Raw genomic sequence first — 17,488 nt, 5'->3', positions numbered from 1 at the left:
TAAACAAGCGGGTGCCCGGCCGGGCAAGCCGCCAGCCGGGCAAAGACGCCGGGGCCCTGTCAGTCGCGGGCCGCCACCCGCTCGGTCACTGTCTCCTCCTGCCGCTGAGGGGACTTGGTGACGACGACGGACCGGCTCGGCCGCCGTGTGCGCAGACCCGGGAGTGAGACGAGCAGGCCGACGAGTGCGATGCCCGTCACCACGATCAGCCCGGGCCGGTAGGCGTCGAGGACGGCCTGCGGCGAGGCGTCGCGGAGAGCACCAGGCCTGTCGAGAAGCCGGTGGCCGCGCAGGTGGTGTGCCTTCCGGGTCACCGGCCGGCCTCAGGAATGCGTTGACGGAGCCAGTACATGCACAGGCAGGAATGCGAGTGCATGTAATACCCGTGCGGCAAACGATCGTTCGGCTCAGATGGCGGACTTCTCCTGCCAGAGGGCGGCGAGTGCGGGATCGCCGCTCACCCCGGGGAATGGCTGCCGGTTCCAGAGGGCCAGATAGAGCTCGGCGGCGGTCCCGCTCACCTCGCAGTCGGCCTCCTGGACGGACCGATCCGCCTGGCTCGTGACTCGCTCGGCGGCCGGCGGCTCCGATGTCAGGCGTACGGTCCACAGCGCCTCGTCCCTGTCGGTCGCCCGGACGCGCAGTACCCGCGGTTCGTCGGTGCGGACCTGGCTCCTGGTGCGGGCGTGGAAACCGAGCAGGATCTCGTCGATGCCGTCCGTGGCGAAGTCCGGGTCGAGCGGGGTGCGCGCGGTGCCGAGGGCGGACTCGGCGTCCACCCGGTGGACGGCGGTCTCGTGGGCCTGCCGCCGGGTCCAGAACCCGAGGGCCGAGGGGGCGGGCAGGAAGGTCCAGCACTCGAGGTCGGGCGGTGCCGAGGCGAGGGTGTCGACGAGGATGCGATGGCCCTCCCGGAACCAGGTGAGCAGCACATCGCCGTCTAGGTCGGGCGGACTGCCGGGAGGGTTGGGGGTCATGCGCCGCTCGGCGACATGGGCGGTGGCCCAGCGGTGCACCATGCCCGTGTGCCGTACCAGGTCGCCCACCTGCCAGCCCGGACAGGTGGGCACCTTGGCGTCGGTCCCCGCCCGTTCGGCGGCGTCAGCGAGCAACTGGCCCTCCGCGTCGAGGGTTTCGACGAATCGCGCGGTCTCGATCAAGGTTGTCTCCCGTTCGGGGTGTATGGCGCGGGGTGCGGGTCGGGATCGCGGTTGCCTAGCGGCTCAGAAACGTTTCGGTGGTCGTCACGAACCGCTGTGCGTCGTCGAGCCAGGGGAAGTGCCCGGCACCCGGCTGGACCGTCGACTCGGCGTACGGGAACAGTCCCGAGAGCTCGGCCACCGCGGGCGGCGGGGAGTTGAGGTCGACCTCCCCGGCCAGTACGAGGACCGGTGAGCCGAGACGGGCGAGAGCCGCGCGGGTGGCGGGCGGGTCGAACGCGCCCTCGGCGGCGAAGACGGCCGCGGCCTCGTTGTTGCGCTGCACGTCCTCGGCGGCCCGGTGGGCACGGGCGGCCTCGTCCCAACGGCCGTACCAGAAAGGGGCGATGGCCTGGAAGGTGTCCGCGCCCGGCAGGCCGGCGACGAGCGCCTCCAGCGCCGCGAACGCCCCCGGGAACCACGGCTCGTCGCGGCGCAGCCGTGCCGTCCCGACCCGCACCTCACCCGTGACGGTGATGCCGAATGCCGCCGTGCTGGGGGTGATCAGCGCGAGTCTGCCGACGCGTTCGGGGTGTCCGGCCGCGTACAGCGCGGCCAGATTCGTGCCGGCGGAGTGGCCGAGCAGGTCCAGCCGCTCGAGGCCGAGGTGCTCACGGAGTGCCTCGACGTCGTCCACGAGGCGGTCGCAGCGGTAGGACGCGGGGTCCTCCGGTACCGCCGACCGGCCGGTGCCCCGGAGATCGAGCATGATCAGACGCCGGTGCGCGGACAGACCGCCGAGGTCCCCGAGATAGACGGAGTCCTGCATCGGCCCGCCGGGCAGACAGACGAGTGGCGGTCCCTCCCCGAGTACGCGGTAGGCCAGCTTGGTTCCGTCGTACGCGGAGAAGACAGACATGGTCACGACTCTTGCAGCGCTGCTCGGGCCGGGCAACCGGGTTTTGCGTGGGCCGGCCGGCGGGGCCGATCCGAGTGACGTGCCGTCAGTTCGTCGCCGTGCGGCGTGTCGTCACGGCGATCAACGCGGCGAGGGCGGCCAGTGCGGCCACGCTGGTGAGGGCGGTGGGCAGGGAGAACCAGTCGGCCATGAAGCCGATGGCGGGCGGGCCCAGGAGCATGCCGCCGTACCCGAGCGTGGACGCGATCGCCACTCCGTCGGGCCCGGCCAGCGCGCCGGCGCGTTCGACGGCGACGGGGAACAGGTTGGCGAGCCCCAGCCCGGTGATCACGAAGCCCAGCAGCGCCGCCCACAGGGACGGCGCGAGTGCGCCGAGCAGCATGCCGACGGCGGCGGTCGTGCCCCCGAGCACCAGGGTGCGCGTCTGGCCCAGGCGTTCGAGCAGCGTCGTGCCGGTCAGCCGGCCGATGGTCATGGCGAGCGCGAAGCAGGAGTAGCCGATGGCGGCGAGCCCCGGTGTGGCGTCCAGGTCCTGCTCCAGGTGCAGGGCGCTCCAGTCGGCCAGGGCGCCTTCGCCGTAGGCCGTGCACAGGGCGATCAGGCCGAAGACGGTCACCAGGCGGCGGGTGCGGGAGTCCAAGCGGCGCGGCCTGCTGTCCGGGCGCGTCGAGTCCGCCGGGGCACCGGGCGACGGGTGCCGCAGCAGGGTGCGGCCCGCGAAAAGGGTGACGATCAGCCCGATCACGGTGAGGCCGAACAGATGGCGCGTGGGGGACAGCACGCCGGCCACGAGTCCACCGAGCCCGGCGCCGATCATGCCGCCGAGGCTGAAAGCCGCGTGGAAGCTGGGCATGATCGGGCGGCGCAGCGCTGCGACGAGATCCACGGCGGCGCTGTTGAAGGCCACGTTGATACCACCGAAGGCCATGCCGAAGATCAGCAGCACCGCGCCGAGCGCGAGGGCCGAGTGGGTGAGGGGCGGCAGCGCGACACTGAGGCAGAGAAGCACGGCGCAGACGACGGTGACCCGGTGATTGCCATAGCGACGGCAGAGGCGCCCGGTGAGGATCATCGTGACGACGGCTCCGCCGGAGACGCCGAGAAGGGCGAGGCCCAGGGCGCTCGCGGAGGCGTCGGTCTGCGCCTTGACGGCGGGAATGCGTACGACCCAGCCGGCGAAGACGAAGCCGTCGAGGGCGAAGAAGACGGTGAGGGCGATCCGGAGGCGAGTGAGGGTGTTCCCGGGCACGGCGTTGTGCGTTCGGGTTTTGTTTATTTGTGGCACAAACTGAGGCTAGGGCGGTGACGCCGACCCGGGCAAGAGCACCTGTCAGGGTGAGACACCCGATACCGCCCCGGGAACCACCGCGTTCCGGGTGCCCGAGAAGATGACGCCGGGGTCGGCGGGGGCGTGGTTGAGGACCCACAGGCCGATCAGTACGGCGAGGGTGAAGACGACGGCGGTCAGGACGGCGAGGACGAGCCGTCGGCGGCGTTCGCGGCGCAGCCAGTCGCCGCGTGCCGTGCGGAAGGCGTCGGGGGAGGGGGCGGCGCTCACCCCGCCGGCGAGCGTTTCCAGGGCGGCGCGCAACTCCCTTTCTGTGCGGCCCTGTTGGGTGTCGTGCGGTTCCGGGAGATGCCGCTCCGTGCAGTCCTCGTGGGCCCGGTCCGGGCTGGTGTCGTTCATCGCCGTGTCTCCATCGCCTGGGTCAGAGCGGCGATGCCGCGTGCGGTGTGTGTCTTGACCGAGCCGCAGGAGATCCCCATCGCGGCGGCGATCTCGCTCTCCTTGAGGCCCATCCAGTGCCGCAGGACGAGCGCCTCGCGCTGTCGGGCGGGCAGCTGCTGGAGGGCGCCGATCAGTACACGCTGGTCGTCGTGGAGCAGAGCGGTGCTCTCGGCGGAGGCGACGGCGTCGTCCGGCGGCGGAGGGTTCTCCACATGACGGCGGGCGACCTGGAGGTGACGTATGCGCATCCGGGTCAGATTGCACACGGTGGAGCGCAGATACGCCTCCGCCGCCCCGGTCTCCCGCAGGCGGCGCCACTTCCGGTAGAGCTGGTAGTAGGCCTCGGCCACCACGTTCTCCGGGTCGTCCGCGCCGAGCAGGACGGCCAGGCGCAGCATCGACGAATAGTGCAGCTCGAAGAGACCCGCGAGGGCCGCCTCCCGTTCGGCCTCGGCCGGATCGACCGTCGCCGGGGCGAGGGTTTCGCTCGGGGCGGCGGGGCTCGGAAGGACGGGACGCGGAAGGGGCGGCGCGGTGCCGGCCGGATCGGCCAGGGCCGCGGATCCCGGTGGCATCAGGGGCACGGGCGGGTGCTGTCTGCGTCTCACGGGTGGTTCGCTCCCGTCTCTGGGCGCCGCCTGACGGTCAGGCGGGACGGCAGGTCGGTCAGGTCGGCGCCGCGCGGGACACCGAGACGTTCGAGGGCCGCGGTGCCGAGTACGGCGACGGCCAGATTGAGCAGAAGGGCGGCGAGCCCCGCGTAGATCTGCAGGGGCTGGTCGGCCGGACCGAACGGCACGATCGACGAGAAGCCCTCGCGCACCACCAGGAACGTGCCGGCCGCCATACCGGTGGCCCACCCGGCGAGCAGCGCGCGCGGATGCAGCCGGCCGGTGAACAGCCCCACAGCGACGGCCGGGAAGATCTGCAGGATCCAGACCCCGCCGAGCAGCTGGAGATTGACGGCGTCCTGGTCGCGCAGCCCGAACACGAACGCCACGGCCCCCACCTTCGCGGTCAGGGACACCGCCTTGGCGATACGCACCTGCCGCTTGGGCGTGGCCGTCGGATGCACGTACTCGACGTACACATTGCGTACGAAGCTGGTGGCGGCCGCGATCGACATCACCGCCGCCGGGACGAGCGCGCCGACGGTGATCGCGCCGAACACCAGGCCCGCCAGCGGTCCCGGCATCAGCCGGTCGACGAGCATCGGCACGGCTGCCTCGGCCCCGCCCTCCGGTGCCTGGACGCCCGCCGCCAGAGCGGCGATGCCGAGGAACCCGAAGAGCGCCAGCAGCCCCGTCCACGCGGGCAGCGACACGGCGACCTTGCGGACGGTGCGCGTGCCGTCGGCCGCGAAACCGGCGGTGAGCACATGCGGGTACATCAGCAGCGCCAGCGCGGAGCCGAGGGCGAGCGTGGCGTACGCCGGCTGCTGAGCGGGAGACAGGAGCAGCGGGGAGTGGGCGGCGTCCGTGCCGCCGAGGCGGCGCGCCGCCCCGTCGAAGACCGGTCCGGGGCCACCGAACCGGTCGAGCACCAGCCAGCAGACGACACCCAGCGACACGAACACGGCCACCGCCTTGAGCGCCGAGATGACAGCCGGTGCGCGCAGCCCGTGCCGGTATGTCGCCACCGCGAGCCCGGCGAACAGCGCCACCATGACCAGGTCCCCGGCGGCGCCCCGCGGATAGAGGCCCCCGGCGGTCAACACGGCGCGTATGCCCAGGAGTTGAAGTGCGAGGTACGGCATCGTCGCGAGGATCCCGGTCAGCGCGACCACCAGGGCGAGCGGCGGCGAACCGTACCGCCCGCGTACGAAGTCGGCGGCCGTGACATAGCCGTGCCGCCGGGCCACCGCCCACAGCCGGGTCAGCAGGACGAAGGCGAGCGGGCAGACGATCACCGTGTACGGCACCGCGAAGAAGGCGGGCGCACCATTGCCGTACGCCAGGCCGGGTACGGCGGTGAAGGTGTACGCGGTGAAGATCGTGCCGCCGAGCAGCAGCCAGGTCCACACCGGTCCGAGACTCCGGTCGGCCAGCGCCCAGCCCTCCAGCGAGGGCAGCCGGTCGCTCGGGCGCAGACGGCGCGCGGTCACGGCGAGCAGCGACGCCCCGCCGATCACGGCGAGGAACGTCGTGGTCATGGCGCTGTCCGCCATGGGTCACCGTCCTTGGTGTGCCTGGAACCCCTCGCCGGAGAGTTGCGCGGGTGGCCGGTTCGGATGACAGGGAACCGGCGGGAAATCTTCTGGAAATTCGGTGTCAACCGTTTCCGGCGGGCGGGCAACTCTTGCACAGACACCCAGCGAGCGGGAAGGGAGCGCAGGTCATGCCACGGACCGGACACCAGCGGCTACGGCGCGTCGCCGTCGCCGTGCTGCTCCTCGCGCCCGCGGCAGGACTGCTGTGGGTCCCCTGGTACGCCGGTGCGAGCCCGCGTCTCGCCGGGACACCGTTCTTCTACTGGTACCAGCTCGCCTGGGTCCCGGGGAGCGGACTCTGCCTGCTCGCCGCCTACACGCTGACCAGGAAGGACGGCCGCGACCCCTGACCGGGTCCGGTCGACCGTCCGGACGACCGCCGACGTCACCCCGCTGAGCCCCGCACACCCGACCAGCGCTCAGCCATCACCCACCACCGTCAAGGTGAGGAGCCGCCATGCCCGTATCAGCCATGCCCGAATCCGCTCTCCCGGCGCCGGAGGACCCGCCGTCGAGGCCCTCCGGTCCCTCCCGTATGTCCCCGCGTTCGATCCTGCTGTGGACCGCCGTCGCCCTGGTCGGGGCCGTCGGCTGGGGTGTCCTCGCGCTGGCCCGGGGCGAGGAGATCTCCGCGGTCTGGCTGGTGATGGCCGCCCTCGGCTCGTACGCCATCGCCTACCGTTTCTACTCCCGCTTCATCGTCCGGCGGGTGCTGAAGCCGGACGACCACCGGGCCACCCCCGCCGAACGCCTGGACGACGGAGTCGACTTCCAGCCGACCGACCGCCGGGTGCTTCTCGGCCACCACTTCGCCGCCATCGCCGGCGCCGGACCGCTGGTGGGACCGGTCCTCGCGGCCCAGATGGGCTACCTGCCCGGCACGCTGTGGATCGTCGCCGGAGTGATCTTCGCCGGAGCCGTGCAGGACATGGTGGTGCTGTTCCTGTCCATGCGCCGGGACGGCAAGTCGCTCGGGCAGATGGCCCGCGACGAGATCGGCAGGGCGGGCGGCGCCGCCGCCCTGATCGCCGTCTTCGCCATCATGATCATCCTGCTCGGGGTGCTCGCCCTGGTCGTCGTCAACGCGCTCGCCCACTCGCCGTGGGGCACCTTCTCCGTCGCCATGACCATCCCCATCGCCCTGTTCATGGGCTTCTGGATGCATGTTGTGCGGCCCGGCCGGGTCGTCGAGACCAGCCTCATCGGAGTCGCCCTGCTGCTGCTCGCGATCATCGGCGGCAGCTGGATCCAGAACTCCTCCCTCGCCGACACCTTCACCCTCAGCCCGACGACCCTGGTGTTCTGCCTGGTCGGCTACGGCTTCGTCGCCTCCGTCCTCCCGGTGTGGATGCTGCTCGCGCCCCGCGACTACCTCTCCACCTTCATGAAGATCGGCACCATCGCGCTGCTCGCGGTCGGCGTCGTCGTCGCCACGCCCGTCATGCGCGCGGACGCGGTGAGCGACTTCGCCTCCTCGGGCACGGGACCGGTCTTCGCCGGATCACTGTTCCCGTTCCTCTTCATCACCATCGCCTGCGGCGCCCTGTCCGGCTTCCACGCGCTGGTCGCCTCCGGGACCACTCCGAAGCTGATCCAGAAGGAGTCCCAGGTCCGGATGATCGGCTACGGCGCCATGCTGATGGAGTCGTTCGTCGCGATCATGGCGCTGATCGCCGCCGCCACCCTCGAACCCGGCCTCTACTACGCGATGAACGCCCCCGCCGGCCTGCTCGGCACCACCGCCGAATCCGCCTCCCACGCGGTGGCGGGCCTCGGCTTCACCATCACCCCCGACCAGTTGACCCAGGCCGCGAAGGCCGTCGAGGAACAGACACTGATCGCCCGCTCCGGCGGTGCGCCCACCCTCGCCGTCGGCATGTCGGAGATCTTCTCCGGCGTCTTCGGCGGATCGGCCCTGAAGGCCTTCTGGTACCACTTCGCCATCATGTTCGAGGCGTTGTTCATCCTGACGACGGTCGACGCGGGCACCCGCGTCGGACGCTTCATGCTCCAGGACATGCTCGGCAACGTCTGGAAGCCCATCGGTCGCGTCAACTGGAAGCCCGGCATCTGGCTGTGCAGCGGACTCGTCGTGGCCGCCTGGGGCTACTTCCTCTATACCGGCGCCACCGACCCGCTCGGCGGAATCAACCAGCTCTTCCCGCTGTTCGGCATCGCCAACCAACTGCTCGCCGCCGTCGCCCTCACCGTCTGCACGACGGTACTGATCAAGTCCGGCCGACTGCGCTGGGCCTGGGTCACCGGGGTTCCGCTCGCCTGGGTGGTCGCGATCACCTTCACCGCCGGCTGGCAGAAGATCTTCTCCGACGACCCCCGGGTCGGCTTCTTCGCCCAGCGCGCCAAGTACGCCGACGGCATCGACGCCGGTCAGGTCCTGCCGCCCGCCAAATCCCTCGACGACATGCACACCGTGGTCACCAACTCCACGGTCGACGGCGTCCTGATCGCCCTGTTCCTGCTGCTGGTCGCGGTGGTCATCGCCAACGCGGCCGTGGTGTGCGTACGAGCCGTACGTTCGCCCGTACCGCTCCCCACGACCGAGGCGCCGTACGTCGAGTCCCGCATCGACGTACGGCAGGACGCCGCCGAACCGCTGGTGGGAGTCGGCTCGTGAATGCCCGGGCCAGGGCGTTCTTCCGGTACCTGCGCTGGTATCTGCGCGAGCTGACCGGCGAGGCCGAGTACGACCGCTTTCGCGAGCGCCATCTCGGCCACCACCCGCAGGCCCCGGTGCCGACCCGGCGCGAGTACGAGGTACTGCGCACCCTGCACCGGGAGAACCACCCCCAGAGCCGCTGCTGCTGACAGCGGGCCCTCACGTGCGAGGCACCGAAGGTGCGGGGGACCGAAGATATTTCGCCAATACCGGTCTCACGACCGGGTGAAGATCAGCCGAGAATCGTCGGGGCGGGGTCCGGAAACGGACTCCGCCCCGTACGTTTTCACCGTTGTCTCTTCCTGTCCGACCCGCCCCACACGCCAACTCCGTGCACTGGGAGCCCCTTTGGCCACCGAAGACACCACCTCGAACACCACGGACGACGACACCGGGTACGGCCCGCTCTCCCGACGCAGATTCCTCCAGGCCACCGCGGGCGCCACCGCCGGCGTCGCGGCACTCGCCACCGTCGGTACGCCGGTCGCGTCCGCAGAGCCCAGTAAGGCGACCATTCTCACCTTCACCGCCGCCACCGGCGGCTCCGCGACCCTCGCCCCCTCCGGTGACCGGCTGGTCGCCGAGATCCAGAACGTGCTGTGGTCCGTGCCGCGCGGCGGAGGGAACGCCGTCGCGCTGACCTCGCCCGGTCTCGAACCCACCCGCCCGCAGTTCTCGCCCGACGGCAGCCGGCTCGTCGTCTGCGCCTACCGTGGCGGCGGCTTCCACCTCTGGACGCTCCGGCCCGACGGCACCGGGCTGCGGCAGCTCACCGACGGGCCGTGGGACGACCGGGGCCCCGCCTGGTCGCCGGACGGCACCCGGATCGCGTTCGCCTCCGAGCGCGGGGGCGACACCGTGACCGGCGCCCCGTACCGCGTCTGGGTCGTGGACGTGCGCACCGGCGAGCTGACCCGGCTCACCGGGCGGCCGGGGCAGCAGGGGCCCGGGCAGGGCACCGCCTGGGAGGACTTCGACCCGACGTGGTCGCCCGACGGCCGGCGGGTGCTGTTCGTGCGCGGGACCGTTCCGGCGCCGGGCACCCTCCGCGCCGCCACCGTCGCGTCGGTCGCCGCCGACGGCTCGGGCGCGGTCACCACGGAGCACACCGACGACTCCGGCGCCCAACTCATGACCCCCGCCGTCTCACCCGGCGGACGCCTCGCTTATCTGCGCACCACGGCCGCCCCGGCCGCCTCCTGCACCCTCGTCGTGGACGGCACCCCGGTCGCCGTCGAGGGCGACGTCCTCCCGGCGCCGCCCCGCTGGACGGACGGCGAGCGGCTGCTGCTGAACATCGACGGCCACTTCCGCCTGGTCGACCCGGCCGCGCCGGACGCCGGCGAGGAGATCCCGTTCACGGCCGCACTGCCCGTTCACCGGCCCGACTACCGCGTCAAGGCGTACGACTTCGACAGTGCGGGCGCCGGTGTCCGACCCGTGCGCGCCCTGCATCTGCCCGCGCTTTCCCCGGACGGCCGGTCCGTCGCCTTCGCCGCGCTCAACGCGCTGTGGACCGTCGGCACCAAGGGCGGCCGTCCACCCCGCAAGATTCTCCAAGTCCCCGCCACACGCTATGTGGTGGCGCCGACCTGGACGTCCGACGGCTCGGCGCTGGTGTACGCCGACGACCGTGACGGACTGTTCGCCGTGCGCCGCCGCGACCTCCGTTCCGGCGCGGAGACCGTCCTCGCCGGAGGCGGCCGGGTCTTCCCCGCCCTCTCGCCCGACGGGAGCCGGCTCGCCTGCCTAGACATGTCGGGCAACCTCGTGGTGCGCGACCTGCCCGACGGCGCCGAACGCGTCCTCGCCGCGGCGCTCGGCGCGGGTGGCCTGCCCGGCCGTCCCAGCTGGTCGCCGGACGGCCGGTACGTCGCCCTGTGCGACCGGAACCGGGTCAACCAGCGCTTCCGTGAGGGCTACAACCTCATCCGGGTCGTCGACACCGCCACCGGCACCGCCGCCCTGCACGCCCTCGCCCCGCACACCTCGCTCGCCGACCGCTACGACTCCGGCCCCGTCTGGTCCCCGGACGGCCGCTGGATGGCCGTCGTCGCCGAGTCCGCGCTGTGGCTGCTGCCCGTCCGCGCCGACGGCACCCCGGACGGCGAGCCCCGCAGGCTCACCACCGAGGCCGCCGACCACCCGTCCTGGTCCGCCGATTCCCGCACCCTCCTCTACCTCTCGGCGGGCACCCTGCGCCTGATCGACATCGCCGACGGCGACACCCGTACCGTCCGCGTCCCGCTGGACTACCGCAGGCCCCGTCCGGCCGACACGGTCGTGCACGCGGGCCGCTTCTGGGACGGCACCGGGACGGACGTCCGCGAGGACATCGATGTCGTGGTCCGCGACGGCCGGATTACCGAGGTCGCCCCGCACCGCGCGGGCCGCCCGGCCGTGCGCCGGGTCGACGCGAGCGACCGCACCGTCATCCCGGGTCTGTGGGACGCGCACACCCACCCCTGGCAGTCCACCTACGGGGGCCGGCAGACCGCGCTGCAGGTCGCGTACGGCATCACCACGGCCGTATCGCTCGGCGGGTTCGCTTACGAACAGGCCCGTATCCGGGAGGCCGTCGCCGCCGGAGTTCTCGCCGGACCACGACTGCTGTCCACCGGCGAACTGCTCGACGGGACGCGCGTCGCCTACAGCATGGCCCGCGCCCACCGCACCCCCGAGGGCCTGCACCGATCGCTGGCGCGCGCCAAGGCGCTGGAGTGGGACTTCGTGAAGACCTATGTACGGGCCCCCGGTTGGGTGATGAAGGAGGCCGCCGACTTCGCCCATGAGCGGCTCGGAGTGCGCAGCGGCAGCCATCTGTGCAGTCCCGGCGTCCAGTTGGGCCAGGATCTGACGACCCATCTGCAGGCCACGCAGCGACTGGAGTTCGGGCACGCCACCACCGCCACGGGGCGCGCGTACCAGGACCTGGTCGAGATCTACGCCCGCAGCGACTTCCATCTCGTCGCCACCCCGTTCACCGCGCTGCCCCTGCTGGGCGCCGACCCCGCGCTCGCGGACGACCCGCGCGTGACCACTCTCATGCCGCCGTGGGACACCGCGCTCGTCCGGCAACAGGCCGCACTGCCGCCGACCGAGAACCAACTCACCACTCTTGACCGGGAGTTGGACGTCTACCGGCGGATCCTCGCGGCGGGCGGTCTGGTCGCACTCGGCACGGACCAGCCGCTCGTCCCCGTCGGCCTGCACCTCCACCTCTCCCTGCGCGCACTGCACCGCGCCGGTCTGTCACCGGCGGAGGCACTGCGCACCGCCACCCTGCTGCCCGCACGGGTCTTCGGTGCCGACGCCGACCTGGGCACCCTGGAGGAGGGCAAGCTCGCCGACCTGACGATCGTGGACGGCGACCCGTTCACCGACTTCGCCACCCTCATCCGCACCGTGGCGGTCCTGCGCGGCGGAGTCCCCTTCGAGCAGGCGGACCTGGTCGACGCCTTCGGGCCCACCGCCACGCGCGCCCACGCCCCACAGCTCGCGGCGTCGGCCGAGGACTGGCTGGAGGTCAGCCACCAGATGCGACGGGAAGGCTGCTGCTCTCCCGAGAGCGGAGGCTGACCGCAGGGGGATCCGCCGAGATGTGACGCGGACCACATGTCGCGTATCGTCGTCTGGTGGCCGATTTCGCACACCACGTACCGCATGGGCCGAAATGCGAGCAGCTGCGGCACGTATGAGGAGGCGCGGCACCCATGACGGACCCCATCCGGTCGGATTCCACCCGCATCGACGTCCACCAGCACCTGATCCCGCCCGATCGTGCGCGCGCGATGGCCGGGCGCGCGGCCGGCCTCGGCTGGCCCGCGCCCGCGTGGGACGAGGCGAGCGCGCTCGAGATGATGGACCGCCGGTCCATCGCCACGGGCCTGCTGTCGTACGCAGCGCCCCTCGCCGCCCCCGGTGACCTGGACGGGGCCCGCACCGGGGCCCGGAGCGTCAACGAGTACACCGCCGAACTGGTCAAGAACCGGCCCGACCGCTTCGGCCTGTTCGCGGTGCTGCCCCTGCCGGACGTGGACGGCGCGCTCGCCGAGGCCGCCCACGCCCTGGACGAGCTGAACGCCGACGGCGTGATGGTCCTGTCCAACGCCCAGGGCCGCTACCTCGGCGATCCGGAGTTCGAGCCCCTGTGGGCCGAGCTGGACCGCCGCTCAGCCGTCGTACTCGTCCACCCCACGGCCCCGCCGGGCCCTTCCGACCCGACGCTGCCGCCCGGCCCACTGGTCGATTTTCCCTACGACACCACGCGGACCGCCCTGCACCTGGTCATGCGCGGGGTGCCGCGCCGCCACCCCCGGATCAGGATGATCCTCCCGCACGCGGGCGGCTTCCTCCCGTACGCCGCCCACCGGCTGGCCCTCGCCGGCCATCTCGTACCCGACAGCACCCCCGAGGACCTCCTCGCCGATCTGCGCCGCTTCTACTTCGACACCGCCCTCGCCGGCAGCCCGGCGGCGCTGCCCTCACTGCTGGCCTTCGCGAACCCCGAACACATCCTCTTCGGCAGCGACTTCCCCATGCTTCCCGAGGAGTGGGGCGCCGGCTTCGACAACGGGCTCGACACCTACGCCGGTTGGGACCCCGGTCAGCTGTACGCCGTCAACCGGGGCAACGCCGAGACGCTCGTCCCGCGACTCGCGACGGCCGGCCGTTCCACGGCTGGGTAGTCCCGGGGGCATGCGGATCACCGTCTCCCGGGATCCCGTGCACCGCCAAATGCCGCCGGTTGTTCAGGCAGAGGGGGCAAGGGCACCGTCATACGGCCCGAGGCCCTGCGCGAAGCGGCCCGCCGCAAGGCCGCCCGGACCGCCGTCGGCGGCCGGCGCGGACGCCTCGCGCCGGGCGGAGAACCCCACCGCGAACGCATGGCCAACTGTCGCCCGAGTGCGCCACCCGGCGCAGGCGGCGAGATCGCCGACGCGGCGCGCGACGCCTGGGCCGCCCGCATCTGCGTGGTGGCTGCGCCGGTCGCTGCTGCGTGCGTTCAGGTCTGGGGTACGCGGTCGAGCCGCCGGTCACCTCCGGTCACCCACTCCGGCTCGGCCACCAGCAGACGGAACTGTTCGTCCGCGAGGTCCACGTCGACGACGTGGCGGAAGCCGGCGGCCTCCGCCCGCGCGAGGGAGGTCAGGTCTCCGTCCGGGGCGGCGTAGACGATGCGACGGCAGCGCGGATCCGCCGCCCACACGGCGTCCCCCAGCATGCGGAGCGCTTCGGACGGAAGCGGTCCCAGGGCGCCGGACGCGACACGCACCTCCACGTCGTGGGCGCTTGCCGGATAGGTGTCCCGGAGACGTCCGGCCGCGCACCGCTCCACCTCGATGTCGGTGTCGGTGCCCGGTCCGTGCAGGTGGAACCGGCCGGTGAAGCGAGTCTCCGCCGCCGTGACGAAGCGCCAGCCGTACGGGGGGTCGAGCGCGGGCAGGTGCGGCACCGTGAGCACGTCAGTCCGCCTCCTTGGCGAGCCGTCGGATGACGCCCTTGTCCAGCTTGCCGGACGCGTTCCTCGGGACGGCACCGATGATCTTCAGTCGGCGCGGAAGCTTGTACTTGGCCAGGTGAGCGGCCGCGTACGCGCGTATGTCCTCCAGAGTGATCGCCGCGGGATCCTCCGCGCTGATCACCGCCGCCACGGTCTCGCCCCACTCCGCGTCGGGAACACCGACGACGGCGACGTCCACGATGCCGGGCATGGACGCGAGGACGCGTTCGACCTCGGCCGGGTAGACGTTCTCGCCGCCGCTGATGATCATGTCCTTGAGCCGGTCGACGATGTAGAGGAACCCGTCCGCGTCGAGGGTGCCGATGTCGCCCGAGTGGAACCAGCCCTCCTCGTCGAAGGCGGCCCGGTCGGCAGCCGGGTTGTTCCAGTAGCCGGCCGTGACGTTCGGGCCGCGGACGACGATCTCCCCGGCCTCACCGGACTTCACCGGTTCGTTGGTCACCGCGTCGACCACACGGACGTCGGTGAAGGGCATGGGGATTCCGGCGGAGCCGAGTTTCTCCAGGGTGCGCTCCGCCGGGAGGTGGGTGGCGAAGGGGGCGGTCTCGGTCAGGCCCCAGGCCTGCTGGAGCAGCACGCCGTGCTCGGCGTAGCGCTGGATGAGCGAGGGCGGCACCGGAGCGCCCGCGACCACCACCGCACGCAGCCCACTCAGGTCCTGGTCGAAGAACGCGGGGACGCGCTCCAGGGCGGCGAACATCTGGGCGACGCCGAACATCGAGTTGACACGGTGGGTGACCAGGTCGTCGGCGCACTGCTGCGGGTCGAATCCGCGACGTACCACCACGGTGCCGCCGCGCACCAGCGTGCGCAGCACGAAGCTGTTGAGGGCACCCACGTGGAAGAGCGGAGCGGCAGCGTAGGTGACGTCGCCTCGGCGGGTGTCGAGGCGCAGTTCGACGTTGACGGCGTTCCACCAGATGTTGCCGTGGGTCAGGACGACGCCCTTGGGCGTGCCGGTGGTGCCGGAGGTGAACATCAGCACCGCGGGGTCGTCGGCGTGCTTGACCGCCACGGACGACGCGGGAAGGGCGGCCGTGATCAGCGACGACCACGGCTCCCAGTCGTCCGCGCCCTCCGTCGCATCCTGCGTCGGTACTTCCCGGTCGTCGTCCACGAGCAGGAAGCGTCGCAGGCCGGTCTCGCCCCGCACGGTGTCGGCGATCTCCCGGTGTCCCTCCTCGCAGACGAGGGTCACCGCGCCGCTGCCGTTCAGGACGGCCCGCAGCTCCGGCTCCGCCAGCCGGAAGTTGACCGGGACGAACACGGCGCCCAGCCGGAACGCGGCCAGCATCGTCACCAGGAAGGCACTGCTGTTGAGGCCGAGATAGGCGATCCGATCCCCGTCCCCCACCCCGCCGTCCGCCAGCACCGTCGTCAACCGGGCCGACTTCTCGTCGAGTTGGGCGTACGTCAGGTCGCCGCCCGCGTAACGGACGACGACGGCATCCCCGTCGTACCGCGCGTTGCGCGCGACGGCGGCCGCCGGATTGAGGCTGACGCGCAGTCCCGAGTTGGACGGGTGCGGTCTGGTCGCTTCAGGCATGCTCACGTACGGCTCCTCGTTGAGCGTCAGAGGTTGAGCGTCACAGGTGGTCGCCGCCGGCGGCGTGCGCGAACCCGCGTACGCCGATGCCGCCGTCGGCAGAGATGGCATGTCCGGTGATGGGACCGCTCTGCGCGCGGGAGGCGAGCAGGACGTACGGCCCGGTGAAGTCGCGCGGATCGGTGCTGGAGTCGTGCAACGGGATGGGCATCGGTGGCGTGTCCGGGCCCTTCTTCGCGAAGGAGGCCGCGATCGAGCGGTCCGCCAGGGACAGCGACTCCGGGCCGCGCAGGTCGGTGTTCATGCCGCCGCACGCGACCCCGTTGACCCGGACCTTGGGGGCGAGTTCGTAGGCGAGTTCACGCATCAGGCCGAGGCAGGCGTGCTTGCTCGCGGTGTAGAGAGGGCCACCGCCGTTGACGTGGAAGGAGGCGTTGGACAGCGTCATCACGATGCTTCCCCGCGTCTTCACCAGCTCCCGCCAGGCAGCCTCCGCGGCGAGCAGGTATCCCTTGACGTTGATGGAGAAGATCTCGTCGAAGGCCGTGTCGAGTTCCTCGGGGCCGAGCCGGGTGAGCTGGCGCTGGTAGTCCCACACACCCGCGTTGGTGACGAGCGTGTCGAGCTTGCCGAAGCGGTCGACCGTCTCGGCAACGGCTCGGTGCAGGGCGTCGGAGTCCCGCACGTCGCCGACAACCGCGTGCACGCGCGACGGTTCGGCGGCCGAGCGCACGACGTCGTCCAGTTGGTCCTTGTCCCGGCCGAGCACCGTCACCGAGGCGCCCTCCGCGAGGAAGCGTTCGGCGACGGCACGGCCGATGCCCGAGCCGCCACCGGTGATCAGAGCGCTGTCCCCATTGAGCCAGCTCACGGCGCCTCCCCCAGGAACCCGGTGACCAGCGTCTCGAACTCGCGCTGTCGCTCCAGCTGCACCCAGTGGCCACAGCGGCCGAACACGTGCAGCCGCACATCCCGGATCTGCTTGAGCATCAACTGGGCGCCGTCGAGGGTGATCGTACGGTCGTCACGGCCCCACAGCAGCAGAGTGGGAGCCTTGATCTTGTGCAGGTCCCGCCACAGCGGATCCATGCCGCCGCGCTTGCCGAAAGCGGCGTTGTAGTGGTGGTAGAAGGCGATGTGACCCTCGTCGAGGGAGGCCTCGTAGCGGGCGCGGACGACGTCCTCACCGAACTGCTTGTGGTCGAAGACCATGGTGCGGATGAACGCGGCCATCTTCTTCTCGCTGGGCCCGCCGCCGTTGTAATAGCGGAACATCTCCTTCTGGCCCTCGGTGGGCGTGGGGCCGAAGGGCAGCCAGCCGCCGCCGGGTGCCATCAGCACCAGGCGCGTGACACGCTCCGGGCGCTGCTGGGCCATCGCGATGGCGGCGGCTCCGCCGAGGCTGTTGCCCAGCAGGTGGAAGGTGTCGATGCCGAGGGCGTCGAGGGACTGGCAGAGGGCGTCCACGGTGATCTCGGTGATCGACCGCTCCTCCAGGTCGTCGGCCGAAGGGCGATAACTGCTGCCGAAGCCGGGCTGATCGGGGAGGACGACACGGAAGTGCCGGGCCAGGGCGGGGAGGTTCTGGTGGTAGTTGCTGACGCCGGAGGCGCCGGGCCCGCCGCCGTGCAGCATCACCAGCACGGGCCCTTCACCGGTCTCCGCCACGGCGATCTCACCCAGCGAGGTGGCTACGCGGTGCTGCTTGAGGTCGAGATCGAGTTCGAGGTCGGTCACGGGATGTC

At 71.8% G+C, this 17,488-nt stretch carries 15 protein-coding genes and 2 pseudogenes; 6 read left to right on the top strand and 11 right to left on the bottom strand.

Annotated features, from left to right (window positions below; genetic code table 11):
• Window positions 1-59 precede the first annotated feature (59 nt).
• The 7 genes and pseudogenes from ABZ855_RS18310 to ABZ855_RS18280 all read right to left on the bottom strand — a co-directional run.
• Window positions 60-248: pseudogene (locus tag ABZ855_RS18310) on the bottom strand (MFS transporter); the annotation flags it as partial.
• A 159-nt stretch (window positions 249-407) separates the two neighbouring features.
• Window positions 408-1,157: a maleylpyruvate isomerase family mycothiol-dependent enzyme gene (locus ABZ855_RS18305; RefSeq protein WP_360808069.1), complete on the bottom strand. Its 750-nt coding sequence runs from the start codon at window positions 1,155-1,157 to the stop codon at window positions 408-410.
• 58 nt (window positions 1,158-1,215) lie between these two features.
• Window positions 1,216-2,058: an alpha/beta hydrolase gene (locus ABZ855_RS18300; RefSeq protein ID WP_360807926.1), complete on the bottom strand. Its 843-nt coding sequence runs from the start codon at window positions 2,056-2,058 to the stop codon at window positions 1,216-1,218.
• Between the two features lie 85 nt (window positions 2,059-2,143).
• Window positions 2,144-3,307, bottom strand: coding sequence for an MFS transporter (locus ABZ855_RS18295; RefSeq protein WP_360807924.1), 1,164 nt, complete (start codon window positions 3,305-3,307; stop codon window positions 2,144-2,146).
• Window positions 3,308-3,388: 81 nt separating this feature from the next.
• Entirely contained in the window at window positions 3,389-3,745 is a 357-nt protein-coding gene (locus ABZ855_RS18290) for a hypothetical protein (protein ID WP_360807922.1), read from the bottom strand.
• On the bottom strand, window positions 3,742-4,395 hold the full coding sequence (locus tag ABZ855_RS18285) for a SigE family RNA polymerase sigma factor (protein WP_360807920.1): 654 nt from the start codon (window positions 4,393-4,395) through the stop codon (window positions 3,742-3,744). Before ABZ855_RS18285 ends, ABZ855_RS18290 begins: the two co-directional genes overlap by 4 nt.
• The gene (locus ABZ855_RS18280; protein ID WP_360807918.1) at window positions 4,392-5,954 is read right to left on the bottom strand and encodes a sodium:solute symporter; all 1,563 of its coding nucleotides are present in this window, start codon (window positions 5,952-5,954) and stop codon (window positions 4,392-4,394) included. Before ABZ855_RS18280 ends, ABZ855_RS18285 begins: the two co-directional genes overlap by 4 nt.
• A 170-nt stretch (window positions 5,955-6,124) precedes the next feature.
• On the opposite strand from ABZ855_RS18280, the gene ABZ855_RS18275 reads away from it, so the two are divergent.
• The 6 genes and pseudogenes from ABZ855_RS18275 to ABZ855_RS18250 all read left to right on the top strand — a co-directional run.
• A complete protein-coding gene (locus tag ABZ855_RS18275) occupies window positions 6,125-6,346 on the top strand; it encodes a DUF3311 domain-containing protein (RefSeq protein ID WP_360807916.1) in 222 nt (73 codons plus the stop codon).
• Between the two features lie 107 nt (window positions 6,347-6,453).
• The gene (locus tag ABZ855_RS18270; protein WP_360807914.1) at window positions 6,454-8,631 is read left to right on the top strand and encodes a carbon starvation CstA family protein; all 2,178 of its coding nucleotides are present in this window, start codon (window positions 6,454-6,456) and stop codon (window positions 8,629-8,631) included.
• Window positions 8,628-8,822 (top strand): YbdD/YjiX family protein, encoded by a 195-nt coding sequence (locus ABZ855_RS18265; protein ID WP_360807912.1) that lies wholly within the window; start codon window positions 8,628-8,630, stop codon window positions 8,820-8,822. The genes ABZ855_RS18270 and ABZ855_RS18265 overlap by 4 nt, the downstream gene beginning before the upstream one ends.
• Before the next feature lie 199 nt (window positions 8,823-9,021).
• Window positions 9,022-12,252: an amidohydrolase family protein gene (locus ABZ855_RS18260; RefSeq protein WP_360807910.1), complete on the top strand. Its 3,231-nt coding sequence runs from the start codon at window positions 9,022-9,024 to the stop codon at window positions 12,250-12,252.
• A gap of 134 nt (window positions 12,253-12,386) precedes the next feature.
• Window positions 12,387-13,361, top strand: a complete 975-nt coding sequence (locus tag ABZ855_RS18255) for an amidohydrolase family protein (protein WP_360807908.1) — start codon at window positions 12,387-12,389, stop codon at window positions 13,359-13,361.
• Between the two features lie 43 nt (window positions 13,362-13,404).
• Window positions 13,405-13,581: pseudogene (locus tag ABZ855_RS18250) on the top strand (ISKra4 family transposase); the annotation flags it as partial.
• Between the two features lie 97 nt (window positions 13,582-13,678).
• On the opposite strand, the gene ABZ855_RS18245 reads toward ABZ855_RS18250, so the two are convergent.
• From ABZ855_RS18245 to ABZ855_RS18230, 4 genes are read right to left on the bottom strand one after another with little or no spacing between them, the layout of a single operon-like run.
• A complete protein-coding gene (locus ABZ855_RS18245) occupies window positions 13,679-14,137 on the bottom strand; it encodes a hypothetical protein (RefSeq protein WP_360807906.1) in 459 nt (152 codons plus the stop codon).
• Between the two features lies 1 nt (window position 14,138).
• A complete protein-coding gene (locus tag ABZ855_RS18240) occupies window positions 14,139-15,743 on the bottom strand; it encodes a long-chain fatty acid--CoA ligase (RefSeq protein WP_360808067.1) in 1,605 nt (534 codons plus the stop codon).
• 40 nt (window positions 15,744-15,783) lie between these two features.
• Window positions 15,784-16,614 (bottom strand): 3-(cis-5,6-dihydroxycyclohexa-1,3-dien-1-yl)propanoate dehydrogenase, encoded by an 831-nt coding sequence (gene hcaB / locus ABZ855_RS18235; protein ID WP_360807904.1) that lies wholly within the window; start codon window positions 16,612-16,614, stop codon window positions 15,784-15,786.
• Window positions 16,611-17,480: an alpha/beta fold hydrolase gene (locus ABZ855_RS18230; protein WP_360807902.1), complete on the bottom strand. Its 870-nt coding sequence runs from the start codon at window positions 17,478-17,480 to the stop codon at window positions 16,611-16,613. Before ABZ855_RS18230 ends, hcaB begins: the two co-directional genes overlap by 4 nt.
• Between the last annotated feature and the right edge of the window lie 8 nt (window positions 17,481-17,488).

This window comes from Streptomyces sp. NPDC047042 (genome assembly GCF_040644035.1).
In the GTDB taxonomy this organism is placed as follows: Bacteria; Actinomycetota; Actinomycetes; order Streptomycetales; family Streptomycetaceae; genus Streptomyces.
This window is presented reverse-complemented; position numbering and strand designations above follow the sequence as displayed.